The sequence below is a fragment of the Pseudomonas sp. genome, assembly GCF_030684895.1.
In the GTDB taxonomy this organism is placed as follows: domain Bacteria; phylum Pseudomonadota; class Gammaproteobacteria; order Pseudomonadales; family Pseudomonadaceae; genus Aquipseudomonas.
Window position 1 is genome coordinate 1 of the sequence record NZ_JAUXXP010000048.1, and the last position, 25,805, is coordinate 25,805.

Genomic DNA, 25,805 nt, shown 5'->3' on the forward strand with positions numbered 1-25,805 from the left:
CTATGCCCGAGGAATCCTCGCCAGTGCTCGCTTCCGCATGCATACCAGCTTGCTGGAAGGGGTGAACAACCGCATCAAGGTGATCAAGCGTATGGCCTATGGCTTCAGGGACTCGGACTACTTCTTCCTGAAAATCAAGGCTGCCTTCCCCGGGAAAGCGCGATGAACCTTTTTATTGGCCAGAGGGCCGAAACTGAACTGCACGCAGCCCGCCACATAACACCAAACGCCACCTATAGCTCAAAGCGGCGGAAAACAACACTCAGCGCACGATTTCAACGCTGGGCGCGCACAGACGGGTTAGCTAAACTGCCCGCTTACCGATAGAAAGAGAGCACCATGGGCCTGTTCCGCTTATTGTTCTGGATTGCCATCATCGCGGCGGCATTTTGGCTATGGCGACGCTTTACTCGGCCAGCAGCCCCTCGCACTGAAGACCGCAACACCAGCACAGCCCCTACCCCCATGGTGCGCTGCGAACATTGCGGCACACATGTCCCACGCAATCACGCGCTGGCAAAGGGCGAACAGTGGTTCTGCAGCCAGGCGCATTTAGAACAAGGCCCACAATCCGGTGAGCGCTGATTTCTCCCTGAGCGGGGAGCAAAGCTGGCGAATCCTGCGGCTCTACCACCTGTACCGCCTGGTTATCGGCATTACCCTGGCGCTGCTGATCTCCAGCGATCTCGATGCCCAGTTGCTGGACATGATGCACCCGGCGCTATTCCGTAACGGCAGCTGGGTTTACCTCGCCCTCAACGTCCTGATCATCGCCACCGTTCGCCGCCCCAAGCGCCTGGCACAGGTATTCAGCCTCGCCCTGGTCGATGTGATTCTGCTTTCCGGGCTGTTCTATGCCGCCGGCGGCACCCCCAGCGGCATCGGCAACCTGCTGATTGTCGCGGTGGCAATCGCCAATATCCTCTTGCGCGGACGTATCGGCCTGCTGATTGCCGCAGTCGCCGCAACGGGCATGATCTACCTGACCTTTTACCTCAGCCTCAGTCGACCGGCTGCGGCTGCCCAGTACGTGCAGGCCGGAGCACTTGGCGCGCTGTGCTTTGCCGCCGCACTGTTTGTGCAGGGCCTGACGCGTCGCCTGCAAGTCAGCGAAAGCCTGGCCGAGCAGCGCGCTGCCGACGTGGCCAACCTGGAAGCATTGAACGCGCTGATCCTGCAACGTATGCGCACCGGCATTCTGGTGCTGGATGAAGTGCATCGGGTACTGCTGGCCAACCAGGGCGCTAACCACCTGCTGGGGCATGCCGACCTGACCGGCAAGATTCTCGACCCGCATTGCCCCGAGCTGATCAAGCGCATGCAGCAATGGTCGCACAACCCCAGCCTGCGCCCTGCCAGCCTACAAGCAGCGCCCGATGGCCGCGTGCTGCAGCCGAGCTTTATTGCCCTGCAGCGCGGTGCGCATAAACATACGTTGATTTTCCTCGATGACATCTCGCAGATCGCCCAGCAGGCGCAACAACTCAAACTCGCATCACTGGGCCGACTGACTGCCGGGATCGCCCACGAGATTCGCAACCCACTGGGGGCCATCAGTCACGCTGCACAGCTGCTGCAAGAGTCAGAAGAACTGGAAGGGCCGGACCTGCGCCTGGCGCAGATCATTCAGGACCACTCACGGCGCATGAACCTGGTGATCGAAAACGTCTTGCAACTGTCGCGGCGGCGCCAGGCCGAACCGCAACTGCTCGACCTGAAATACTGGCTGCACCGCTTTGCCAGCGAGTTCCGCGGCAGTGCAGCCCCAGGCCAAACGCTGCATCTGGAAACCAGCGGCGGCAGCATTCAAACCCGCATGGACCCGCACCAGCTCACCCAGGTGCTGAGCAACCTGGTGGAAAACGGCCTGCGCTACAGCGCGCAAAAGAACAAACACGGGCAAGTCTGGCTGAAACTGTTCCGCGACCCGGAGAGCGAGCTACCGGTACTCGAGGTACTGGACGATGGCCCCGGCGTTGTCGAAGAGCAACTGCATCAGCTGTTCGAGCCGTTCTACACCACGGAAAACAAAGGCACCGGCCTGGGCCTGTATATTTCCCGCGAGCTGTGCGAAAGCAATCAGGCCCGTCTCGACTATAAACTTCGTGTAGGTGGCGGCAGCTGCCTGCGTATCACCTTCGCCCACCCGCGCAAACTGAGCTGACCATGACCCGCCAGAGAGCCCTGATCGTCGATGACGAACCCGATATTCGCGAACTCCTGGAAATCACCCTGGGACGGATGAAGCTCGACACCCGCAGCGCGCGCAACGTCAAGGAAGCCCGCGAGTGGCTAGCCAAAGAGCCCTTCGACCTGTGCCTCACCGACATGCGCCTGCCTGACGGCACCGGCCTGGAGCTGGTGCAACATATTCTGCTGCGCCACCCGCAAGTACCCGTGGCGATGATCACCGCCTACGGCAGCCTGGACACCGCAATCAACGCTCTGAAAGCTGGCGCGTTCGACTTTCTCACCAAACCGGTGGATCTCGGCCGCCTGCGCGAACTGGTCGCAGCCGCCCTACGCCTGCGTAGCGCCGATGGTGAAGAGCTACCAGTGGACAGCCGTCTACTTGGCGATTCACCGCCGATGAAGGCCATGCGCAAGCAGATCCTCAAGCTGGCCCGCAGCCAGGCGCCGGTGTATATCAGCGGCGAATCCGGCAGCGGCAAAGAATTGGTCGCACGGCTGATCCACGAGCAGGGCTCACGTGGCGAGCAACCCTTTATCCCGGTCAACTGCGGCGCCATCCCCACCGAGCTGATGGAAAGCGAGTTTTTCGGCCACAAGAAAGGCAGTTTCACCGGCGCCATCGAGGACAAACAAGGGCTGTTCCAGGCGGCCAACGGCGGCACGCTGTTCCTCGACGAGGTCGCCGACCTGCCGCTACCGATGCAGGTCAAACTGCTGCGCGCTATTCAGGAAAAGGCCGTGCGCGCCGTGGGCGGCCAACAGGAGCTGATCGTCGATGTGCGCATCCTCTGCGCCACCCACAAGGATCTGGCCGGCGAAGTCGCGGCCGGACGCTTCCGCCAGGATTTGTACTACCGCCTCAACGTCATCGAGCTGCGCGTGCCCGCCCTGCGCGAGCGCCGCGAAGATATCGCGCTGCTGGCCGACATCATGCTCAAACGCCTGGCCGAAGGCACCGGCCTTAGCCCGGCAAAACTGGATGACGACGCACTGGAGAAACTCAAGAGTTACCGCTTCCCAGGCAATGTGCGCGAACTGGAGAACATGCTCGAACGCGCCTACACCCTGTGCGAAGACGACCGCATCACCACCAGCGACCTGCGCCTGGCCGACAGCGTGCCGCTCAGCGAAAACGGCGAAGCCAACCTCGCACAAATCGACAACCTGGAAGACTACCTCGAAGCCATCGAACGCAAACTGATCATGCAAGCCCTGGAAGAAACCCGCTGGAACCGCACCGCCGCCGCACAACGCCTGGGCCTGAGTTTTCGCTCGATGCGTTATCGACTAAAGAAGCTTGGTATCGACTAAAGCGAGCATCAATTGTGGAAGGGGCTTTAGCCGCGAGCCCCTCGCAGTGAAACGCTCAACAAGTCGAACCCAACCGCCCAGCAGGCGCATAAGGCGCCGGATCAACAATCGGCTCACGCCCGAGCATCAGGTCCATCAGCAACTGGCAGGACGCCGGCGCCAGCACCAACCCATTGCGGTAATGCCCGCAGTTCAGCCACAAACCCTCATGCCCCGGTACCGGCCCAATAAACGGAATGCCCTCGGGCGAACCAGGCCGCAATCCCGCCCAATGCCCCACCACCTCGGCATCCGCTAGCGCCGGCAACAACTCGATAGCGGAAGCCTTCAAGCTGGCCAGCGCCTCGTCGGTCGGCGTTTTGTCGAACCCTGCATGCTCAAGCGTGCTGCCAATCAGAATATGACCGTCACGCCGCGGAATCGCATAACGCCCTTTGGCCAACACTATGGCCGACAGAAAGTCTTCGGCGCACTTGTACAGAATCATCTGCCCCTTGACCGGCGCCACCGGTAACTCAATGCCAAGGGTTTTCATCAACGCCCCACTCCAGGCTCCGGCAGTCAGCACCACCTGATCGGCATACATATCACCCTGTGCCGTATTCACACCCGCGCCACGCCCACCCTCGCGAATAAACCCTCTCCCTGCGGAGTGCTCATGCAAAGTGACATTCGGCATCTGCTGCAACGCCGCTCGCAGCGCCTTGACCAAACGCGGGTTACGTACATTCGCCACATCCGCCATCTGCACCGCCCGCCCAAAGCCCTCAGCCAAGGCCGGCACCGCACGCTCGACCGCAGCGACATCCACACGCTGCAGCGGCCGCCCCTCACGCTGCGCCCAGACCAACGCATCTGCTTCGTCATCAAGATCAAGCCAATACAACCCGGTGACATACACCTGCGGATCAATCTGCGTCTGCGCCAGCAACTGCTCACCTAGCCGCGGATAAAAATCCTGCGACCAATGCGCTAGCGCCGTGACCGCAGAGCTGTAACGCCAGGGATAGAGCGGAGAAACAATCCCGCCACCGGCCCAGGAGGATTCGTTGCCAGAGCTTCGCCCCTCAAGCAACACGACCGATGTCACTGACCCGGCCAACTGCAAGGCAGAAAGAAGACCCAACGCACCAGCACCAACAACGACCACTCTATCCACACTGTTCATCCCACCAACCTGAACTAATATTAATTGCCACAACCTACCCACTAGCAAGGATGCTGGAATATGGTCGCGAAATACTATGGACGCTCACTAGTCGAATTAATATGTGTGATCTTTATCCTATCAATCATCACCACCGTAGCCCTGCCCAACCTGCAGGAACTTCGGGACAGAAATTCCCGCACACAGACCGCCAACCAAATGGTGTCACTTCTCCAGCACGCGCGCAGCAATGCTGTATTTTCACGAACAATAGTGAGCATCTGTTCAGGCGTAGAACGCTGCTCGGGCAACACCCGCTGGCAGAATGCACTCCTAATATTCATTGACCGAAACGCCAATGGTCAGCTGGATAGTGATGACGAACTGCTGCTTCAAGCCAACATTACAGACGAATTCTCTTGGCACTGGAACCGCACCAAAGGGCATATCCAGTTCGAGGCTGACGGCACCACTAGGGCGATGAACGGGACACTCACGCTGTGCCGCAAAGGCACGCCAGAACACCAGATTGTCATCGCACTTGCGGGGCGAACTCGCAGCCAACACCCGAGCCATGGCGCCAAATGCTAAGGTCTTGCGTGATCTTCATCACAGGCCATCACGCAGATAGTTCAGCTCGTCAGCGGATAAGCCCGCTTGTCCGCAACGCCTAAGCACATTGAGGGAGAGAAGTTAACGTTGACGTGTACAGCTTCGCAGCCAAACTGGGCGAGGCATCCAAATCGAGGGATTCATGAACTCAAGTAACGGGTTTTCGCTGATCGAACTGATAGTTGTAGTCGTGATCATCGGGATCATTGCGACCATCGGAGTTCCTAGCTATCAAAATATGATAGAGCGGGGCAGGATCACGTCAGCCAGCAACAACTTACTCGGCGCAATGCAACTTGCCCGAAGCGAAGCAGCAACCCGCCGCATCAGCGTTACCGTTTGCGCCAGCAGCGACCAAAGCGCTTGCTCCGGTACTGACTGGAGCAACGGCGGCCTAGTGATCACAAGCGATGACGAAGTGATTCGTCTCATCCCGCCAGCCACCGATGTAGCCATCGCTGGAGCTGCGATCACTTTTCGCAGTGACGGCACACCTACTGCCAGCGGCTCTATCGCGGTAGATAGCAAGAGTGTCTCCGTGAACGCCATTGGCCATGCCAAAATTGAGTAGGCATTCAATGAAAAGACTTACACAAAGCCACAGCAACGGCTTCACCTTGATCGAAGTAATGATAGCCATGATCATCTTGGCCGTTGGCCTACTCGGTATGGCCAGTCTGACCGTTCGTAGCCAGCAATCTAACGAAAGCGCCTATGCGCGCAGCCAGGCAAGCTTACTTGCCTACGATATTATCGAAAGGATGCGAGCCAACAAGGTCGCGTTCTCGGCGCTTGAAGCGCGCAAGGTCAGTTTCGCCACCCAGAGTAATGCATACGCATTTACTAGCCTCCCAACCTGCGCAACGCCCGCCGCAGGCACACCAGCAACCCCGGCGGCGCAGGCCACGAAAGACTTGGCTGAATGGTGCACAGCCCTACGAAACAGCCTTCCGAGCGTCAATGCTGGGCAGACCCTGATTGCCAGAACAGGGAACACCTACAGAGTGCATCTAGCATGGCAGGATTCCGGCCCGGACAATTCTGCGCAATTCGTTGAGGTGGTGGCTGAACTATGAAGCATCAATCGGGCTTTTCCTTGATCGAACTGATGGTCGCAATCCTTATTGGCTCATTGCTAATCATCGGCGTGACCGAACTGTTCAACAGCTCATTTCGCTCAGGCCTTAGCAACACCGAGCTGGCAAAAATGCAGGAAAACGGTCGCATAGCGCTTGAAGTAATCGGAGCCGACGCTCGCCGAGCGGGCTACCGCGGCTGTACTGCGGCAGACCAGACGCTCAGTCTGGGCAGCAACGGAACGCTCCCGGACGATGCAGTAACAAGCACGGCAACAACCAATGTAACCTTCAGGTTTGCAGCCCCCGGTAGTGGCTGCGAAGCGGCAGACGGCAGCTATACCGCTCTAGACGTTAGTACACCTGTGGTGACCTACAGCAGCACTGGCAATACCATCTCCCGCAATGGCGATCCAATCCTCGACAACTCTAGCATGGCGGTTGCATTCCTCCCCAATGGCAACCCGAAAAGCAGCACCGCCATCCGTGTCACCATCACCAGCAGAGACTCGCGCACGTCAAGCGACGCGCTGGGGAGTCGCACCTTTAGTGCAACCTATGAACTAAGGAATCGTCTGTAATGAACACCCATAAGCAACGCGGTGTTGTCCTACTCGTCAGCCTGTTGTTGCTGCTGATGCTCACCCTGATCGCCATCACAGCAGCCAACCAGTCATCACTACAATTGCGCATTTCTTCCAATAGCGAACAGCAGAATGCAGCGTTCCAGGCGGCAGAAAGTGGCTTGCAGCAATGGGCAAACGCATATTTTTCCGCAGCGAACAACGCTACCTTCCCAGCTGCGTCAACTGCGGTGCAAGTGGGTGCCTCGAATGAACGCTTCAGCGTCGCCACTATATACGCTGGCCCATGCGCTGGGGGAGGGCTAGGGCGGGTCAGCCTAAATTGTTTCGACATTCAGAGTACTGGTGAGATTTGCGAGTCAGGTAGTTGCAATGCCACAGCCGTACACCGTCAGGGCGGCCAACGCCGTCAACTCCAATAGCACTGCAGCAACCAAAGGCCGCTCTCTAACTCTGGGGCCTCACAAGCCAAGGAATCGCAACATGAATAGCTCCCAATTCCTGCGCAGCACCCTCGCCTCATGCCTGGCCAGCGCACTGATTTTATCCAGCGCCCAAAGCTACGCGGACGATACCGAAATTTTCTTCAGCAGCGCTGACACAAACACGGAAGTTATCAAGCCTAATGTACTGTTTATTCTCGACAACTCGGGCTCGATGAACTGGGGCTTGAGTAACAATAACAATGCGACAGGTGGCGCAAAGTCTAGGCTCACAGTGCTAAAGGAGTCCTTCCAGGACATCATGGGCAACACCAGCGGCATAAATGCAGGGATCATGGTGCTCAATGAGCGCGGCGAATACGGCAATGGCAGGTTTATGTATCCGGTCACCGATGTCGATCAGGCTGTGCCTTCAGGTAACACGCTATCGGCCAATACACCGGGCATTAAGGTCTCTGGAGATGACGCGACACAAGCAAATACTATACAGGGGGCAGTCATAGACTCGCCGAACCTGGTGATGGGTCAGATAAGCGTCAGCAGCACAGTCGCCAATACGAGCACAAGCACACTGACCACCAATGGCATTTATCTTCGCAAAACAGTGTCAAGCCAAGAATACGCATGCAGGATGCTCAGCACAGGCCTAACCCGCAACACCGGCACCCCCTGCAATGGCGAACCTACCTATTCGACATTTAACCTGAGGAATAACGCGGAAGTTTTGTTCCATTTCCAAAGCCTCAGTATTCCGGCAAGCGCAACCATCACAAACGCCTACATAGCCATGACGGCGTCCAATACCCAGACCACCACCAGTAACCCAAGCCTAAGCGTGCGCATACAAGACAGCAAAACGCCAGCTGCACTCAATGACAACAACCTAATCGGCACTCGCAGCTATCTTACAACTACCGCGATAACCACTAGCGGTGGCTGGAGTAATGGCAACCCCATATATATAAACGTCACCTCACAATTAAGCGCCTTACGCAACGTAGCCCCAGCAGGCGACCCTATCTCGAGCGTACTCGTCAGGCTTAACGGTGCACCTAACAGGGACTACCAAATCTGTGCGGCAGGCACCTGCATCCCAAAACTGATAGTGGAATACAACACCACAGCCAGCAATAACGAAACCCGCACGGCTGCCTTGCGCTTTCAAGACGTAGCCATCCCGGCAGGTGCAACTATTGAATCTGCCACCATCAGTTTTGTACCTGCCGCCAGCAGCACTGGAGGGAATGCCTTATTTGAAGTGCGCGCAGAAAATGCCGCCAACGCCAACATATTTACAGCCGGTTCCAACCTGGATACTCGCCCCAAAAGCACGGCGGTGGAGTGGATCGCTCCCGACTGGGTGGCAGGCCCGACACCCGCGCCACTCACCGGCCCCGACGTGACCAGCCTAGTGCAAGGTGTCGTCAATAACGGCTCCTGGTGCGGCAACAATGCAATGGCTTTCTATATCTCACCCAAAGCAGGTAACACCAGCAATCGCGTAGCTTATAGCGTCGATGGCGCCGGCGGCCTGCAACCTGTGCTAAACATAAGCTATAGCGGGGGGAGCGGCTGTATCAACTCGATCCTTGAACTCCGCGTCAACGCAGAAAAAGACGACGCACGTCAGGCCTCGAACGGTACAGTAACTGTCGCAGGCAGCACTCTACCTCTAAGCCGAGCCATGGTCGCTGCACGCTTTGAGCAGGTACGTATTCTCAAAAACGCCAGCATCATGGATGCTCAACTGGTACTAACGCCTGCCAACACTGTCACGAATCCAAACCTGACAACCAGCATCAGTTTCGAACAAGCCGACAACTCTGCTGGCCTAGTCTCCGAAGTCAATAACCTCAGTGGCCGCAGCAAAACCACGGGCAGAAGTTGTATATTTAATAACGCCAATGGCGGCTGGACCTCTGGCCAAGCAGTATCTTGCAGCCCATCCAACCTGGCCAGCGATCTGCAAAGCGTATTTGCCCGCTCGGGTTGGGCGGCAAACAACGCCATTAGCGTTTTCCTCACCCAATCCAGCGACTCAACCCTCAACGCAGTAGCTTATGAGCAAAACCCCTCGCAAGCCATCAAACTCCGCCTCAAGATCGCGTGGGGCGGACTTGCCGATCAAGGCACGGTTCTCGTGCGTGACGATATGATTGCTAGCGTAAACAGCATGTTCGCCGAAAGTGGCACCCCTATCGTACCAACCCTTTACGATGCTGCACGCTATGTACGCGGCGACCTCAGCGGCCGCCCTACACCAATAGAAACGTCTTGCCAGCCCACCCATGTGGTGCTGCTCACCGACGGCCAAGCGAACGGAAACACTACTGAGGCCAAGAATGGCATCGCAGCTATAGCCGGCAGTTGTGCGAACGATGCAACAGACGATGGCGAGAAATGTGCGCGCAAATTAGCAACCTTCCTTGCTGACAATGACCAACTGAGCAGCATCCCAGGCGACCAGAAAGTCATCACCCACACAGTAGGCTTTGCTCTAGATGCAAGTGGCACGACTGCAAGCGCCAACATCAAGAAATTTTTGAAGGACGTCGCAACAAACGGCGGTGGCTCATTTAATACGGCGGAAAATGCCGGCGAACTGACCAAAGCATTCAACAAAATTTTGGGGGAAGTACTAGCAACCGATACCACCTTCGTCAGCGCAAGCGCGCCGGTAAACACCTTCAACCGCCAGGACAACAAGGACGAACTATATTTCTCCCTTTTCCGCCCTGCGGCAACCGACCGCTGGCTTGGCAACCTCAAGCGCTACCGCATGGAAACGAGTAACGGCCAAGCTTGGATAGTGGATCGTGATGGCTCATCCGCCATCGACCCGAACACTGGTTTTTTCAAGTCGACTGCTCGCAGTTGGTGGACCCCATCCAACATAAAAGATGGCAGCGTAGTTTCAGAAGGCGGTGCAGCGTCCCAGATAGGAACTGCAGCCAGCCGTAACAGCCTGTTCACCAATGTAACCAACGGCAGCAATGCATTGACCCTCATAACTGATGGCAATAGCGCTCTCACTAAAGCGAAACTTGGCCTTGACGCCACCAACACCGATGCCGAGCGCACGAAACTGATTAATTATATTCGTGGCCTCGATAATGGCGTTGAACGCAAAGCTATGGGCGACCCTATTCACGCCACCCCCAGCTTGGTGACATATCGCTGCAATAGCTTTACGGCAGGTATTTGCACCGATGAAGAGCAGAGCGCAATCCTCGGCACGAACGAAGGCTTTGTGCAAATGTTCGACACCAAAACAGGGGGCGAGCAGTTCGCGTTCATGCCGGAAGTCCTGCTTCCCAATATCAAGCGCCTGGCAGCAAACGATGCCAGCACACAACACAGTAGCAAATCGCACCCCTATGGCATGGACAACACCGTGACCGTATGGGCGAACGATGTAAATAATAATGGGGCTATCCTCGCCTCTGACAATACGGCTGAGGCCGGTGAGTTCGTTTATGCCTACGCCACCATGGGCCGAGGCGGACGCGATATCTACGCCCTCAATATCACTAACCGCAACTCACCTACGCTGCTTTGGAAAATCCAGGGGGGGAGTGGTTCCTTTGCCCGCCTGGGACAAACTTGGTCTGCACCAGTGAAAACCAAGATCAAGATCGGTGGCACTGACACCGATGTACTGGTCTTCGGCGGCGGCTACGATCCGGACCAAGACAACGCCACCGTCCGCACGGCAGATGACCAAGGCAATGATCTCTATATCGTAAATGCCCGTACCGGCAGCTTAATCTGGTCCGCCTCCACTGCCGGTATTAGCGGCATGAACTACAGCATCCCGAGCGGGGTCAGCGTGATCGGCCTACAAACCGACGCCAACGGCAAGCCTTACGTGGACCCGAATGGATTAGCCGGTCAGATTTTTGTTGGCGACATGGGCGGGCAAGTGTGGCGCTTCCATGTCAATAATGGCCAGAGCGGCCCCGGACTAGTCACCGGCGGTATATTTGCCAGCGTGGCAGGAAATGACGCTGCCGGCGCAAGGCGCTTCTACCATGAACCTGAAATAGCTTTGGCTTATGTCAAAAACCGCCTCAATCTGACTGTCAATATTGGCTCAGGTTACCGTGGCCATCCACTGAACAAAGTCATTGAAGATCGCTTCTACTCCTTCCGTTCGGAAAATCTTAATAGCACCGGCGGTGTGCTTACTGAGTCCCAGTTATATGACGCGACTAACTTAACCACTGCGACTGAGGAGCAGGTGCAGGATCTGCTTGCTCAGAATGGTTGGTATATCCGCTTGACACGTGGAGGAGAAAAAGTCCTCTCACGGCCACTTGTTGCCGACGGCAAACTTTTCTTCAACACTTACGAGCCACGGGTTGCCCAAAACGCCTGTAAAGCTGCGGCAGGAACAACACGTGCATACAGCGTTAATTTGTTAAATTCGACCGCGCTCAGCACCACACGCGATCTGGACACCAAGGGCAGTAGCCTACCATCCAACCCACAACTGTACTGCAAGGGCAATTCCTGCTGGGCCTATAACGATCCCTCGCAACTGACAGATAAAAATGGCCTTCCTCCTGCGGAAGAGGAAGAATGTGCAAACTCGCTAAATCCAGAGAAGTGCCGCTGCGATAAGAACCCGATCTGTGTCTGGATGCCCAGCACCCCACGAACCTTCTGGACCGATGAAAGATCCAATTGAGGCTGCCAGATGAATAAACAGAATGGATTTACTCTGATTGAGCTGATGATAGCGGTCACTATTATTGGCATTCTCGCTGCGATTGCCATTCCAAGTTACACACAGTACTTGGATCGTGCCGCTTGCGAGGATGGCAAGGCTCTTATCAGCGGGGCAGCAAATGCTATGGAACGCAGACGAGCACAAAATAATGCCCGCTACGACGCGAGCACTGTGCTACCTACCAATACCAGGGAGTTCGGGATAGCTGTGGCCAACGTTGCGGCCAATGCCTACACCCTGACAGCCACAGCTACTGGCCGACTGAATGGCGTCCTTACGCTAACCGCTACAGGCGCACGAGGCGGTGACTTAGCCGGACAGTGCAACTGGTAGGAGCATTGTACAAAACAAAAAGCCGACTCAGATGAGTCGGCTTTTTACTCTCAGATACCTACTGCAAGTAATTACACCTGCCTAACCCGCAATTCCTTCGGCATCGAGAACGTCACATTCTCCGGTCGCCCCAGTAGCTCTTGCGCCCCGGCTGCGCCCCACTCACTTAATTGCTGAATTACCCCCTGCACCAGCACCTCTGGGGCCGATGCGCCCGCCGTAATGCCAATACCCGCCACGCCCGCAAACCACTCCTGCTTGAGGTCTTCGGCTCCATCGATCAGGTAGGCAGGAGTGCCCATGCGCTCGGCCAGTTCGCGGAGGCGGTTGGAGTTGGAGCTGTTGGGGCTGCCGACAACCAGTAGCACGTCGCATTCGGCGGCGAGTTGTTTGACCGCGTCCTGGCGGTTTTGGGTGGCGTAGCAGATGTCGTCCTTGCGTGGGCCACCAATGGCGGGGAATTTGCTGCGCAGGGCATCGATGACTTTGCTGGTGTCGTCCATCGACAGGGTGGTCTGAGTGACGAAAGCCAATGCCTCTGGGTTGCGTACCTGCAACTCGGCGACGTCCGTTTCGTCCTCTACCAGGTAGATGGCGCCGCCGTTGCTGGCGTCGTATTGGCCCATGGTGCCTTCGACTTCCGGGTGGCCTTCGTGGCCGATCAGGATGCATTCGCGCCCTTCGCGGCTGTAGCGCACCACTTCCATATGCACCTTGGTAACCAGTGGGCAGGTGGCATCGAAGATCTTCAGGCCACGTCGCTCGGCCTCACTGCGCACAGCCTGGGAGACGCCATGGGCGCTGAAGATAACAATAACGTCGTCAGGAATCTGATCCAGCTCTTCGACAAATACGGCGCCGCGCGAACGCAGGTCTTCGACCACAAACTTGTTGTGCACCACTTCATGGCGCACGTAGATCGGTGGACCGAAGACTTCCAGTGCGCGGTTGACGATCTCGATGGCACGGTCGACGCCGGCGCAGAAGCCGCGAGGGTTGGCGAGTTTGATATACATGGGAGCCTCGGCACGCGGTGGTTCAGGGGCAAGTTTAACGCGGGATCGGACGGCGTTCCCGCGTTGCGTAGCCCGGATGGAATCCGGGAGGGGATAGTCGCGCTTCCCGGATTTCATCCGGGCTACAGATCAGAGCGCTTTGACCTCAATGATTTCCACATCGAAGCTCAGCGCTTTACCAGCCAGCGGGTGGTTGAAATCGATGGTTACCTGGCTGTCGTCGAAGGCTTTTACCACGCCGGGCAGCTCGGCATTGGCCGCATCATTGAAGATCACCAGCAGGCCTTCCGACAGCTCCATATCCTGAAACTGGCTGCGCGGCATGACCTGGATATTCTGCGGATTACCTTGGCCGAAACCCTGCTCCGGGCTGATCGACAAACTGCGTTTGTCACCCGCCTTCAAGCCATAGATCGCCTGCTCAAAGCCTGGCAGCAGGCTGCCGTCGCCGACCTTGAAGGTGGCAGGCTTCTTATCGAAAGTGCTGTCCACCAGATCGCCGCTGTCCAGCTTGAGGGCGAAATGCAGGGTCACTTCCCTGTCCGGACCAATACGCACGTCAGTCATTTGCCCGCCTCTCCAGACTTTTCACTCTTGAACATATCCAGCGCCAGCAGGATGGCGCCGCCAGTAATGGCCATATCGGCCACATTGAAGGCTGGGAAGTACCACTGCTGATGCCAGTGCAGCAGGATGAAGTCGACCACATGGCCAAATACCACGCGGTCCACCAGGTTACCCAGCGCCCCGCCGAGCACCAAAGCCAAAGCCACTGCCAGCCAGGTTTCACCCGATTTGAGGCGTTTGAGCCATACCACCAGCACCCCGCTCACCACCACCGCAATCGCCGCAAAGAACCAACGCTGCCAGCCTGCAGCATCAGCCAGGAAGCTGAATGCAGCGCCGGTGTTATAGGCCAGGGTCCAGCTGAAGTAATCGGGAATGATCACGATCTGCTGGTACATGCTCAGGTTGTTGTCGAACCAGAACTTGCTCGCCTGATCGACCACAAACACCAGCAGGCTCAGCCACAGCCAGGCCAGGCGCCCGAAACGACTGGCGTTAGGCGTGCCGTTGTTAAGCATAGTGACGAACCTCGCCTGCGCCTTCGATGTTGTCCACGCAGCGACCGCAGATTTCCGGATGTGCCGGGTTCACCCCGACATCCTCGCGGTGGTGCCAGCAACGTGCGCACTTGGCGTGACCAGACTTCAACACTTTCAGCTTGAGCCCGGCTACTTCGGTTTCCACGGCATCGCTTGGCGCACTGGCGAGCGGAGCCAGGCTGGCGGTGGAGGTGATCAGCACAAAGCGCAACTCGTTACCCAGCTTGTTCAGATCGGCAATCAGGCTGTCCTCGGCGTACAGGGTCACTTCGGCCTGCAGGTTGCCGCCAATGGCCTTGGCTGCGCGCAGGTTTTCCATTTCCTTATTTACCGCGACCTTGACCGCCATCACGCGCTCCCAGAAGGCACGGTCCAGCTCGAAGCCTTCCGGCAGTGGGCTCAGACCCTGATACCAGCCATTGAGCATCACCGACTCGTTGCGCGCGCCCGGCAGGTATTCCCACAGCTCGTCGGCGGTGAACGACAGCACTGGCGCAATCCAGCGCACCAGCGCTTCGGCGATATGGAACAGTGCCGACTGGCAGGAACGCCGCGCCACGCTGTCAGCGGCGGTGGTGTACTGACGGTCCTTGATGATGTCGAGATAGAAGCCGCCCAGCTCCTGCACGCAGAAGTTGTGCACCTTCTGGTAGACGTTCCAGAAGCGGTAGCTGTCGTAGGCTTCCTCGATTTCGCGCTGCAGCAGCAGGGCGCGATCTACAGCCCAACGATCCAACGCCAGCATCTCGTAGACCGGCAGCAGATGCTGCGCCGGATCGAAGCCGCTGAGATTGGAGAGCAGGAAGCGCGCGGTGTTGCGGATGCGCCGGTAGGAGTCGGCGCTGCGCTGCAGGATGACCTTGGATACGGCCATCTCGCCGGAGTAGTCGGTAGACGACACCCACAGACGCAGGATATCGGCGCCCAGGCTGTCATTCACTTCCTGCGGCGCAACCACGTTCCCCAGCGACTTGGACATCTTGCGGCCGTTTTCATCGACCACAAAACCGTGGGTCAGTAGCTCTTTGTAAGGCGCGTGGCCGTCGATGGCCGCCCCCGTCAACAAGGATGAATGGAACCAGCCGCGATGCTGGTCGGAACCTTCCAGATACAGGTCGGCACGCGGACCGCTGGCATGGCCCAGGTTGTGTGAACCGCGCAGCACGTGCCAGTGGGTGGTGCCGGAGTCGAACCAGACGTCCAGGGTGTCGCTGATCTTGTCGTAATCAGCCGCTTCATCGCCCAACAGCTCGGCAGCATCCAGCTTAAACCAGGCCTCGATGCCCTCTTGCTCGACACGCTTAGCCACTTCTTCCATCAACTCGGCGCTGCGCGGATGCAGTTCGCCGCTGGCTTTGTGTAGGAAGAACGGGATCGGCACGCCCCAGTTGCGCTGACGCGAGATGCACCAGTCCGGACGCCCAGCGATCATGCTGTGCAGGCGCGCCTGGCCCCAGGCCGGAACGAATGCAGTCTGCTCGATAGCGGCCAGCGCGCGCTCGCGCAGGGTGGCGCCTTCGTTCGGCTGTTTGTCCATGCCAACGAACCACTGCGCGGTAGCGCGGTAGATCAGCGGGGTCTTGTGCCGCCAGCAGTGCATGTAGCTGTGCTGGATGGCTTCGTGCTTGAGCAGCGCGCCGACTTCTTCCAGCTTGGCAACGATGGCCGGGTTGGCCTTCCAGATAAACTGGCCGCCAAAGAACGGCAGGTCACTGACATACACGCCGTTGCTCTGCACCGGGCTGAGGATGTCGTCGTTGCTCATGCCGTAGCCTTTGCAGGAACGGAAGTCGTCCTCACCATAGGCCGGTGCCGAGTGCACCACGCCAGTGCCCGCGCCCAGTTCAACGTATTCGGCCAGATACACTGGCGCAAAACGCTCGTAGAACGGATGACGGAAACGGATCAGCTCCAGCGCCGCCCCCGTTGCAGTGGCGATGACTTCGCCCTGCAGGCCATAACGCGCCAGGCAGCCTTCCACCAGCTCTTCGGCCAGCAGCAGCAAGCGCTCGCCGGTATCGACCAGCGCGTAGGTAAATTCAGGGTGAACGTTGAGCGCCTGGTTGGCCGGGATGGTCCACGGCGTGGTGGTCCAGATCACGATAGAAGCAGGCTTCGGCAGGCTAGCCAGACCAAACGCAGCGGCCAGCTTGTCGGCATCTTCAACCACGAAGGCGACGTCGATGGCATCGGACTTTTTATCCTGGTACTCGACCTCAGCCTCAGCCAACGCCGAGCCGCAATCGAAACACCAGTTGACCGGCTTCAGGCCCTTGAATACAAAACCCTGCTTAACCATCTCAGCCAGCGCGCGGATTTCGCCGGCTTCGTTGGCAAAGTCCATGGTCTTGTACGGATTATCCCAGTCGCCCAGCACACCGAGGCGAACGAAGTCGGCCTTCTGCCCTTCGATCTGCTCAGCGGCATAGGTGCGGCAGCGCTCGCGGGTCAGGTCGGACGGCTGATTCTTACCAAAGGTAGTTTCCACCTTGTGCTCGATCGGCAGGCCGTGGCAGTCCCAACCCGGCACATAGGGCGCATCGAAACCGGCCAGGGTTTTGGAACGGGTGATGATGTCCTTGAGGATCTTGTTGACCGCATGACCGATATGGATGCTGCCGTTGGCATAGGGCGGGCCGTCGTGCAGGACGAACTTCGGCCGGCCTTCGCCTTGCGCGCGCAGCTTCTGATACAGGCCAATCTCGTTCCAGCGCTGCAGAATCTGCGGCTCGCGCTGCGGCAGGCCGGCCTTCATCGGAAATTGGGTATCAGGCAGATTAAGCGTGGCTTTGTAATCGGTCATTTCAGGCTCTTCGTAAGCGGTTGGCACTTAAGCGCTTAAACGTGCCAATGGGCACGGGCGGCGGCAATATCGGCAGCAATGGCCGTCTTCAATGCCTCAAGGGAGGCGAAACGCTGCTCATCGCGCAGCTTGTGGTGGAAAGCCACCGTCAAACGCCGGCCATATAAATCACCGGCAAAGTCCAGCAAATGCACTTCCAGATGAGCGCGGCCATCGCCAGCCACACTGGGGCGCACGCCAATATTGGCGACGCCCGGCCAGGTCTGACCGTCGATCTCGGTGCTGACCAGGTACACGCCCTTAAGCGGCACCCGTTTACGCTTGAGTTGCACGTTGGCGGTCGGCGCATTCAGCTGACGGCCGAGCTTCTGTCCATGCAACACCCGCCCGGCGATCTGAAAGGGCCGCCCAAGCAGGTGTTGCGCTAAGGCAAAATCACCGGCATCAAGGGCTTCACGCACCCGTGTACTGCTGACGCGGATGCCATCCAACTCGACCGTGGTTGCAGCCTCAACGCTAAAGCCTTCACGCTCACCGGCCTCGGCCAGGAAGGCAAAATCACCGGCGCGGTCACAGCCGAAGCGAAAGTCATCACCCACTTCCAGATGCTGCACCCCCAGGCCTTCGACCAGCACCCGATGCACGAACTCGGCAGCACTAAGCTCACGCAGGCGACGGTTGAAACTCAGACACAGCACCCGGTCAACACCCTCGGCAGCCAACAGTGCGACCTTGTCCCGCAGCCGCGCCAAGCGCGCCGGAGCGGTATCTGGAGCAAAGAATTCACGTGGCTGCGGTTCAAAAATCAACACGCAGCTGGGCACGCCAAGTTCGGCGGAGCGCTCACGCAAACGCACCAAAATGGCCTGATGACCACGATGGACGCCGTCGAAATTACCGATGGTGGCGACACAGCCCCGATGCTGGGGCCGCAAATTGTGTAGGCCTCGAACCAGCTGCATAACGCGCTTCTTGCTCATAAAGTGGTCGATTATACGCACACCGCGCAGCGGACAACAGGCAGCAAATCAGAGCGCACTACGCCGAGCAAAGTCCTTCAGCCGAAAACCCAGCAGCGCCAACGCGGCCAAATAGGCCAGCATGCCCACACCCACCAGCCCACCCAAGCGCAGCAAACGCCAGAGCATGGTGCCGTCCGCCCAGGCCGGCAGCTGCTGCATGGCCAGTAGCAGCACCGCTACCATCGCCAGCAGCGCCAGCAACAACTTGCCGAGAAAAAGCGCCCAGCCCGGCTGCGGCTGAAACATCTCGCGTTTGCGCAGCTGCCAGTACAACAACCCAGCATTCAGACAGGCGGCCAGACCGATGGCCAGCGCCAAACCGGCATGCGCCAGGGGAATCACGAAAATAAACAGCACATTCATTACTTGGGTCGCCAGCAGCGTCACCAGACCAATACGCACGGGTGTCTTGATGTTCTGCTGGGCATAAAAGGCCGGCGCGAGAATTTTCACCAGAATGATGCCGACCAAACCTAGCGAGTAGGCAATTAAGGCGCGCTGGGTCATCAAAGTATCGTCAGCGGTGAATTTGCCGTACTGGAACAGCGAGGCAATTAACGGCTCAGAAATAATCGCCAAGGCCACCGCACTGGGCAGCGCCAACACCAGGCACAGGCGCAATCCCCAGTCGAGCAACCTGGAGTAGTCCTCGCGACTGTCGCCGGCATGGGTTTTCGACAGGGCCGGCAGCAGAATAGTCCCCAGCGCCACACCCAACACGCCAGCCGGCAACTCCATCAAGCGGTCGGCGTAATACATCCAGGACACCGAGCCGGCGACCAGAAAGGAGGCGAAGATGGTGTTGATGATCAGCGAAATCTGGCTGACCGACACCCCAAAGATCGCCGGCCCCATCTGCTTCACCACGCGCCACACGCCGGTATCTTTGAGATTCAGCCGAGGCAGCACCAGCATGCCGATCTTGTGCAGATGCGGCAGCTGGAACAACAGCTGCGCCAAGCCGCCCACCAGCACCGCCCACCCCAAGGCCATAATTGGCGGATCGAAATAGGGCGTCAGAAACAGGGCAAACACGATCATGCTGAGATTCAGCAGCGTCGGCACAAAGGCCGGCACCGAGAAGCGGTTCCAGGTATTGAGCACCGCCCCTGCCAGCGAGGACAGGGAGATCAGCAAAATATAAGGAAAGGTGACCCGCAGCAGATCGGTGGTCAGCTCAAAACGCTCCACCTCATCGGCAAAACCTGGCGCGGAGGCCCAGACAATCCAGGGCGCGGCAAGAATCCCGATAAAGGTCACCAGCGCCAGCACCAGCGTCAGCAGACCGGTGACGTAAGCCAGAAATGTGCGCGTAGCTTCATCGCCCTGCTGGGTTTTATACTCAGCCAGTATCGGCACAAACGCCTGTGAAAACGCGCCCTCGGCAAAAATACGGCGCAGCAGATTGGGCAGTTTGAACGCCACCACAAAGGCGTCCGAAGCCACGCCAGCGCCGAAGGTGCGAGCGATTATGGTGTCGCGCACAAAGCCCAATACACGCGAAAGCATGGTCATGGAGCTGACGGCGGCCAACGACTTGAGCAAATTCATGTAGTATCCCGGCTCCGCAAACAAGCACTGGCGCGCAAAGGCGACGAGTGTAGCGGTCTGCCACTGGTCAGGCCAGTACAGGGAAAAGCCATCAGGCTTGACAGCACTCCCTCATATCGGCATGATTCGCGGCCTTATTTGTTTGTAACCCCCAGAATCTTTTCGAGGAGCTTGACGGTGGCCAATACACCTTCTGCCAAAAAACGCGCAAAACAGGCTGAGAAGCGTCGTAGCCATAACGCCAGCCAGCGCTCGATGGTCCGTACCTACATCAAGAACGTCGTCAAGGCGATCGAAGCCAAAGACGTAGCTCTTGCTACTACTGCCTACACCCTGGCTGTGCCAGTTATCGACCGTATGGCCGATAAAGGCATCATCCACAAGAACAAAGCCGCTCGTCATAAGAGCCGCCTGAATGGCCATATCAAGGCCCTGAGCGAAGCTGCAGCTGCCTAAGCTGTTAGCAATACGCTGATTGTTCTTAAAAAACCGGCTTAACCGCCGGTTTTTTATTGCCCAGAAAATGACAAGCCACAAAAAAGCCCGAATCGCTCCGGGCTTTTTACTCAGGGCTTTTGCGGCCAGGGCAGAATCGGAATGGCCGTTACTGCATTCTGCGGGCTGCCCTCGATTACCCGGTCGCTGTAGACCAGATAAACCAGGGTATTGCGCCTCTGATCGAAGAATCTCACCACCTGCATGGTCTTGAACACCAACGAAGTGCGCTCGCGAAATACCTCTTCGCCCTCCTTGAGCTTCTCCAGAAAGCTGATCGGCCCAACCTGGCGACAGGCAATTGACGCCTCAGCGCGATCCTCGGCCAACCCCAGGCCGCCCTTGACGCCGCCCGTCTTGGCCCGCGACAAGTAACAGGTCACGCCTTCAACTTTAGGGTCATCAAACGCCTCAACAACGATTTTGTCGTTCGGCCCCATAAACTTGAAAACCGTCGACACCTCACCAATCTGCTCAGCCGCCGCAAAACCAGGCAGCAGCACTAGCGCACCCAGGAATCCCTTTACCACTCGCATCAGCCTTCCCTCAAAACCCATTCAAAGTCTCGCGAGCTAGAGCCATGCAAGGCGCTACGCTAGTAACAGCCTCCGGCTGGTCAAAACAAGCGAGACACGTAGCGTAGCGCAGTAACAGCCGCAGGGTGAGCGCAGCGAATCAAGCGGAGTGTACTGCTGCAAATGCATTACTCGCTTCGCTCGCCCTCCGGGCCGCACTAAAGCGCGTTAGCCGCAAGCGGCTTGCTGAGCCTGTTTTTAACGCAGCAGGGCCGACGCGCAGCAGGCTTTGTGCAGGCTTTCAAATCAGGATCAAATTATCCCGATGCACCAGCTCGGGCTCATCAACATACCCCAGCAGCTTCTGAATGGCATCCGATGACTGACCGATGATCTTTTGCGCCTCAAGCGCACTGTAGTTGGCCAGCCCACGAGCAATCTCGCGACCGTCCGCCGCCACGCAGACCACCATCTCACCGCGGCGAAAACTGCCCTGCACGGCTTTCACGCCAACCGGCAGCAAACTCTTGGTGCCGGTTGCCAAGGCCTTGACCGCACCGTCATCCAGCACCAGGGTGCCGCGCGTCTGCAGATGCCCCGCCAGCCACTGCTTGCGCGCCGCCAGCATGCCGCGCTCAGGCGCCAGCAACGTACCCAGGCGCTCACCCGACTTGAGCCGCGCCAGTACCTGTTCGATAGCCCCACCGACAATCACCGTATGCGCACCGGAACGTGCCGCCAGGCGCGCCGCGCGCAGCTTGGTCTGCATACCGCCACGCCCCAGCGCACCACCCACACCGCCCGCAACAGCATCCAGCGCAGGATCATCAGCACGCGCCTCATAGATCAGCTCGGCATCGGGGTTATGTCGCGGATCGGCGTTATACATGCCGTCGCGGTCCGTGAGGATCACCAGCAGATCGGCCTCGACAAGGTTAGCCACCAGCGCTGCCAAAGTGTCGTTGTCACCAAAACGGATCTCATCGGTAACCACGGTGTCGTTCTCGTTGATAACCGGCACCACATCCAGATCCACCAGCGTGCGCAGCGTGCTGCGCGCATTCAGGTAGCGCTTGCGATCGGACAGATCGTCGTGAGTCAGCAGGATCTGCGCCGTGCGCCGACCATGCTCGGCAAAGCTCGACTCCCACGCCTGAATCAGCACCATCTGGCCAATCGCCGCAGCCGCCTGCAACTCATGCATCGCACTCGGCCGAGCACTCCAGCCCAGCTTACTCATGCCCGCAGCCACCGCCCCCGATGACACCAACACCAACTCGACGCCCTGCTCGCGCAGCGCGACCATCTGCCTGACCCACACAGCCATCGCTGCGCGATCCAGACCACGACCATCAGCAGTCAGCAGCGCACTGCCAATCTTCACCACCCAGCGCTGCGCGCCGGTTACCTTGTCACGCATGATCTTCCAACCTTAGCCGCGACCCGTGATTACAAAAACGCCGCAATTAAGCGGCGTTTTGTAGTTGCTTAATCCCGGACGTAAATAATTTCCGGGCCATCATCTTCGTCTTCTTCATCCCAGAAGCTGTCGTCTTCATCGACATCACCGACCGCCTTGACCCCGGAACGACGCAGCGCACGCTTGTCATCCAGCGCCTGCAACTGGGCGCGCGCTTCGTCTTCGATGCGCGTATCCAGCTCAGCCAGCTCGGCCGCATACTCTGGGTTTTCCTGGATGCGCTCAGCGCGCGCCTCAAGGAAGTCCATGATGTCATAACAGAGCTTCTCAGTACCCTGGCGCGCCAGGGCAGAAATCACATACACCGGCCCCTCCCACTCGATCCGCGCAACGATTTCAGCGATACGCGCTTCCTGCTCCTCATCGAGGATCTGGTCAGCCTTGTTCAGTACCAGCCAGCGCTCACGCTCAGCCAGTGACGGGCTGAACTTGGTCAGCTCATCAATAATGGTGGCTGCCGACTCGGCCGGATCGGTCAGATCCAGCGGCGCCATATCAACGAGATGCAGCAACAGACGGGTACGCGACAAGTGCTTGAGGAAGCGAATACCCAAGCCCGCGCCATGGGAAGCCCCCTCGATCAGCCCCGGAATATCGGCAATTACAAAGCTCTTGTAGCGATCGACACTGACCACACCCAGGTTTGGCACCAGGGTGGTGAAGGGATAGTCGGCAACCTTCGGCTTGGCGGCCGATACCGAGCGGATAAAGGTGCTCTTGCCGGCATTCGGCAAGCCGAGCAGGCCGACATCGGCCAACACCTTCAATTCCAGCTTGAGATCGCGCGCATCGCCCGGTTTGCCTGGCGTGGTCTGGCGCGGCGCACGGTTGGTGCTGGACTTGAAGCGGGTGTTACCCAGACCGTGCCAACCGCCCTGCGCCACCAGCAACCGCTGGCCGGCACGGGTCAGGTCGCCAATTACTTCCTGGGTGCCGGCATCGATCACCGTGGTACCAATCGGCACCGGCAGGATCAGATCTTCGCCCTTGGCGCCGGTACAGTCGGTGCTGCCACCCTTCTCGCCATTCTGCGCCTGGAAGCGGCGGGTATAGCGGTAATCCACCAGGGTATTGAGGTTCTCTTGAGCCTCGATATACACCGAGCCACCGTCACCACCATCACCACCGTTGGGACCGCCCTTCTCGATGAACTTTTCACGACGAAAAGCCATCATGCCGTTACCGCCGTCGCCGGCTTTTACAAAAATCGATACTTCATCGACGAATTTCATTTTTACGCCTCCCGCCATCACGCGGGTCATCTAAACCGAGAAACACCAGGTTCTTGCAAAATTGACCTGCATTCAAATCGAACGCTACACCCAGGACAGTTTGGCAAGAACCCCAAGAAACAAAAAAGCCCCGTCGCATGGACGGGGCTTTCCCAGCAGTCGCGCAATTAAGCCGCAACGACGCTCACGTAACGGCGGTTGAACGCGCCTTTTACTTCAAACTTGATCACGCCTTCGATTTTCGCGAAGAGGGTGTGATCTTTACCCATGCCAACGCCGTAACCGGCGTGGAACTGGGTGCCGCGCTGACGCACGATGATGTTGCCAGGAATGATTTTCTGGCCGCCATACATCTTCACGCCAAGGCGTTTGGCTTCTGAGTCGCGACCGTTGCGGGTACTACCGCCAGCTTTTTTGTGTGCCATGAGTTCAATACTCCTATAAAGGGATCAGACCGAAACGAATCAGGCCTGGATACCGGTGATTTTGATCTCGGTGTACCACTGACGGTGGCCCTGGCGCTTCATGTGGTGCTTACGACGACGGAACTTGATGATGGTGACCTTGTCGTGACGACCTTGAGCGATCACTTCAGCAACAACTTTGGCACCTTCAACAACCGGAGCGCCGATTTGCACGTCGTCGCCATTGCCGATCAGCAGAACACGGTCAAAAGTCACAGCTTCGCCAGTGGCCAGCTCGAGTTTTTCGACCTTGAGGAATTCGCCTTCGGTGACTTTGTATTGCTTGCCACCAGTAACAATTACTGCGTACATGGTAAATCTCCGTTAATCCTGCTCACCCAGCGCTTTATAGGAATAAGTGTCGGCTGGCATGGCTGCTTGGGGCCGGAAGGACACCCTTGCAATTGCGTAAGGCAGGGAAATACCCAGGGGGAAGTTCAGGGTGCGCGATTGTACGCAAGCAATCGACACCATGCAAGTGCGCCGAGCGCTTACCTTGACAGCCCCTACCCTGCCCCCTAGCATGCCGCGCAACCCATGAGTAGCAGGTGCAAGCGATGCAACCCCAGGCTTTCTACCGCGTGGTGGCGGATGACTTTACCGCCGTCGACGGCATCATCCGCGCGCAACTGGTGTCGCGAGTCCCACTGGTCGAGAAAATCGGCGACTATATTATCTCCGCTGGCGGCAAACGCCTGCGCCCGCTGCTGGTTCTGCTCAGCGGCAAGGCGCTGGGTATTGAAGGCGACAACCTGCGCCTGCTCGCTGCCACCATCGAATTTCTGCACACCGCCACCCTGCTGCACGACGATGTGGTCGACATGTCCGACATGCGCCGCGGCCGCAGCACCGCTAACGCCCAGTGGGGCAATGCTCCAAGCGTGCTGGTCGGCGACTTCCTTTATTCACGCTCCTTCGAAATGATGGTCGAACTCGGCTCCATGCCGGTGATGAAGATCCTGTCCAAGGCCACCCGCGTGATTGCCGAAGGCGAAGTGCTGCAGCTGTCAAAGATTCGCGACGCCAGCACCAGCGAAGAAACCTACATGGAAGTCATCCGCGGCAAGACCGCGATGCTCTTCGAGGCCTCGACCCATAGCGCCGCCGCCCTGGCCGGTGCCAACGCCGAACAAACTGAAGCGCTGCGCACCTTTGGCGACCACCTCGGCGTGGCCTTCCAACTGGTCGACGACCTGCTCGACTACCGTGGTGATGCCACCACCCTGGGCAAGAACGTCGGTGACGACCTGGCCGAGGGCAAGCCGACCCTACCGCTGATCTACACCATGCGCGAAGGCACGCCTGAACAAGCTGCCCTGGTACGCCAGGCGATCCAGAAAGGCGGTATCGAAGACCTGGAAAGCATCCGTAATGCCGTAGAAGCCGCCGGCGCGCTGGACTACACCGCCCAGCAGGCCCGCGACTACGCTGAACGCGCCATCGCCTGCCTGAATGTGCTGCCCGCCAGCGAATACCGCGACGCGCTGATCGAACTCAGCCGCTTTGCCGTAGCCCGCACCCACTAAGGCCTACAGCAACAGACAAAAGCCCGTCTACATGACGGGCTTTTTATCGCCTGCCATCCATGACGATCGCCTGCGGGCCACCTCCGCACGACATTGAAGAATGCTCGACGAATGGCAGCGATTAGTCCTTGCTATAAATATAATAAGAATTATTCTCATCTAAC

25 protein-coding genes are annotated in these 25,805 nt (G+C 58.2%); 13 read left to right on the forward strand and 12 right to left on the reverse strand.

Annotated elements, in window-relative coordinates; genetic code table 11:
• From Q8M42_RS10355 to Q8M42_RS10370, 4 genes are all read left to right on the forward strand, one after another.
• The coding region (locus tag Q8M42_RS10355; RefSeq protein WP_305284032.1) for a transposase at nt 1–166 on the forward strand (166 nt) is incomplete at its 5' end.
• 173 nt (nt 167–339) lie between these two features.
• Nucleotides 340–585 (forward strand): PP0621 family protein, encoded by a 246-nt coding sequence (locus tag Q8M42_RS10360; RefSeq protein ID WP_304866106.1) that lies wholly within the window; start codon nt 340–342, stop codon nt 583–585.
• Nucleotides 575–2,164: a PAS domain-containing sensor histidine kinase gene (locus Q8M42_RS10365; protein ID WP_304866109.1), complete on the forward strand. Its 1,590-nt coding sequence runs from the start codon at nt 575–577 to the stop codon at nt 2,162–2,164. The genes Q8M42_RS10360 and Q8M42_RS10365 overlap by 11 nt, the downstream gene beginning before the upstream one ends.
• 2 nt (nt 2,165–2,166) lie before the next feature.
• The gene (locus Q8M42_RS10370) at nt 2,167–3,504 is read left to right on the forward strand and encodes a sigma-54 dependent transcriptional regulator (protein ID WP_304866111.1); all 1,338 of its coding nucleotides are present in this window, start codon (nt 2,167–2,169) and stop codon (nt 3,502–3,504) included.
• A 55-nt stretch (nt 3,505–3,559) separates the two neighbouring features.
• Here the strand turns inward: Q8M42_RS10370 and Q8M42_RS10375 are convergent, their stop codons facing one another.
• A complete protein-coding gene (locus Q8M42_RS10375) occupies nt 3,560–4,672 on the reverse strand; it encodes an FAD-binding oxidoreductase (protein WP_305284030.1) in 1,113 nt (370 codons plus the stop codon).
• 60 nt (nt 4,673–4,732) lie between these two features.
• Here Q8M42_RS10375 and Q8M42_RS10380 point away from each other — a divergent pair, with 60 nt between their 5' ends.
• From Q8M42_RS10380 to Q8M42_RS10410, 7 genes are all read left to right on the forward strand, one after another.
• Nucleotides 4,733–5,242 carry a GspH/FimT family pseudopilin gene (locus tag Q8M42_RS10380; protein ID WP_304866117.1) on the forward strand — a complete coding sequence of 170 codons (510 nt, stop codon included), beginning with the start codon at nt 4,733–4,735 and terminating at the stop codon, nt 5,240–5,242.
• Between the two features lie 163 nt (nt 5,243–5,405).
• A complete protein-coding gene (locus Q8M42_RS10385; RefSeq protein ID WP_304866119.1) occupies nt 5,406–5,834 on the forward strand; it encodes a GspH/FimT family pseudopilin in 429 nt (142 codons plus the stop codon).
• Between the two features lie 7 nt (nt 5,835–5,841).
• Nucleotides 5,842–6,339: a type IV pilus modification protein PilV gene (gene pilV, locus Q8M42_RS10390; RefSeq protein ID WP_304866122.1), complete on the forward strand. Its 498-nt coding sequence runs from the start codon at nt 5,842–5,844 to the stop codon at nt 6,337–6,339.
• On the forward strand, nt 6,336–6,920 hold the full coding sequence (locus Q8M42_RS10395; protein WP_304866124.1) for a PilW family protein: 585 nt from the start codon (nt 6,336–6,338) through the stop codon (nt 6,918–6,920). Before pilV ends, Q8M42_RS10395 begins: the two co-directional genes overlap by 4 nt.
• A complete protein-coding gene (locus Q8M42_RS10400; protein ID WP_304866127.1) occupies nt 6,920–7,345 on the forward strand; it encodes a pilus assembly PilX N-terminal domain-containing protein in 426 nt (141 codons plus the stop codon). The genes Q8M42_RS10395 and Q8M42_RS10400 overlap by 1 nt, the downstream gene beginning before the upstream one ends.
• Nucleotides 7,346–7,406: 61 nt before the next feature.
• Nucleotides 7,407–12,056, forward strand: coding sequence for a pilus assembly protein (locus Q8M42_RS10405; protein ID WP_304866130.1), 4,650 nt, complete (start codon nt 7,407–7,409; stop codon nt 12,054–12,056).
• Nucleotides 12,057–12,065: 9 nt separating this feature from the next.
• Nucleotides 12,066–12,431: a type IV pilin protein gene (locus Q8M42_RS10410; RefSeq protein ID WP_304866132.1), complete on the forward strand. Its 366-nt coding sequence runs from the start codon at nt 12,066–12,068 to the stop codon at nt 12,429–12,431.
• A gap of 71 nt (nt 12,432–12,502) precedes the next feature.
• On the opposite strand, the gene ispH is transcribed toward Q8M42_RS10410, so the two are convergent.
• The 6 genes from ispH to murJ all read right to left on the reverse strand — a co-directional run bounded on the left by ispH (nt 12,503) and on the right by murJ (nt 19,929).
• A complete protein-coding gene (gene ispH / locus Q8M42_RS10415; protein ID WP_304866135.1) occupies nt 12,503–13,447 on the reverse strand; it encodes a 4-hydroxy-3-methylbut-2-enyl diphosphate reductase in 945 nt (314 codons plus the stop codon).
• A 129-nt stretch (nt 13,448–13,576) separates the two neighbouring features.
• Nucleotides 13,577–14,014: an FKBP-type peptidyl-prolyl cis-trans isomerase gene (fkpB, locus tag Q8M42_RS10420; protein ID WP_304866137.1), complete on the reverse strand. Its 438-nt coding sequence runs from the start codon at nt 14,012–14,014 to the stop codon at nt 13,577–13,579.
• A complete protein-coding gene (gene lspA / locus Q8M42_RS10425; RefSeq protein WP_304866139.1) occupies nt 14,011–14,532 on the reverse strand; it encodes a signal peptidase II in 522 nt (173 codons plus the stop codon). The genes fkpB and lspA overlap by 4 nt, the downstream gene beginning before the upstream one ends.
• Entirely contained in the window at nt 14,525–17,356 is a 2,832-nt protein-coding gene (ileS, locus tag Q8M42_RS10430; RefSeq protein ID WP_304866142.1) for an isoleucine--tRNA ligase, read from the reverse strand. The genes lspA and ileS overlap by 8 nt, the downstream gene beginning before the upstream one ends.
• Nucleotides 17,357–17,391: 35 nt before the next feature.
• Nucleotides 17,392–18,318: a bifunctional riboflavin kinase/FAD synthetase gene (gene ribF, locus Q8M42_RS10435; RefSeq protein WP_304866253.1), complete on the reverse strand. Its 927-nt coding sequence runs from the start codon at nt 18,316–18,318 to the stop codon at nt 17,392–17,394.
• 66 nt (nt 18,319–18,384) lie between these two features.
• On the reverse strand, nt 18,385–19,929 hold the full coding sequence (gene murJ / locus Q8M42_RS10440) for a murein biosynthesis integral membrane protein MurJ (protein ID WP_304866145.1): 1,545 nt from the start codon (nt 19,927–19,929) through the stop codon (nt 18,385–18,387).
• Between the two features lie 177 nt (nt 19,930–20,106).
• Here murJ and rpsT point away from each other — a divergent pair, with 177 nt between their 5' ends.
• Nucleotides 20,107–20,385 carry a 30S ribosomal protein S20 gene (gene rpsT, locus Q8M42_RS10445; RefSeq protein ID WP_304866148.1) on the forward strand — a complete coding sequence of 93 codons (279 nt, stop codon included), beginning with the start codon at nt 20,107–20,109 and terminating at the stop codon, nt 20,383–20,385.
• A gap of 110 nt (nt 20,386–20,495) precedes the next feature.
• On the opposite strand, the gene Q8M42_RS10450 is transcribed toward rpsT, so the two are convergent.
• The 5 genes from Q8M42_RS10450 to rplU form a co-directional block, all read right to left on the reverse strand.
• The gene (locus Q8M42_RS10450) at nt 20,496–20,960 is read right to left on the reverse strand and encodes a CreA family protein (RefSeq protein ID WP_304866149.1); all 465 of its coding nucleotides are present in this window, start codon (nt 20,958–20,960) and stop codon (nt 20,496–20,498) included.
• A gap of 280 nt (nt 20,961–21,240) precedes the next feature.
• The gene (gene proB, locus Q8M42_RS10455) at nt 21,241–22,359 is read right to left on the reverse strand and encodes a glutamate 5-kinase (RefSeq protein ID WP_304866151.1); all 1,119 of its coding nucleotides are present in this window, start codon (nt 22,357–22,359) and stop codon (nt 21,241–21,243) included.
• Between the two features lie 68 nt (nt 22,360–22,427).
• On the reverse strand, nt 22,428–23,651 hold the full coding sequence (cgtA, locus tag Q8M42_RS10460) for an Obg family GTPase CgtA (RefSeq protein ID WP_304866153.1): 1,224 nt from the start codon (nt 23,649–23,651) through the stop codon (nt 22,428–22,430).
• Nucleotides 23,652–23,818: 167 nt separating this feature from the next.
• A complete protein-coding gene (gene rpmA, locus Q8M42_RS10465) occupies nt 23,819–24,076 on the reverse strand; it encodes a 50S ribosomal protein L27 (RefSeq protein ID WP_003176049.1) in 258 nt (85 codons plus the stop codon).
• 39 nt (nt 24,077–24,115) lie between these two features.
• Entirely contained in the window at nt 24,116–24,427 is a 312-nt protein-coding gene (gene rplU, locus Q8M42_RS10470) for a 50S ribosomal protein L21 (RefSeq protein WP_304866209.1), read from the reverse strand.
• 245 nt (nt 24,428–24,672) lie between these two features.
• Here rplU and Q8M42_RS10475 point away from each other — a divergent pair, with 245 nt between their 5' ends.
• Complete coding sequence (locus tag Q8M42_RS10475) at nt 24,673–25,641, forward strand: polyprenyl synthetase family protein (RefSeq protein ID WP_304866212.1); 969 nt, start codon at nt 24,673–24,675, stop codon at nt 25,639–25,641.
• Nucleotides 25,642–25,805 lie beyond the last annotated feature (164 nt).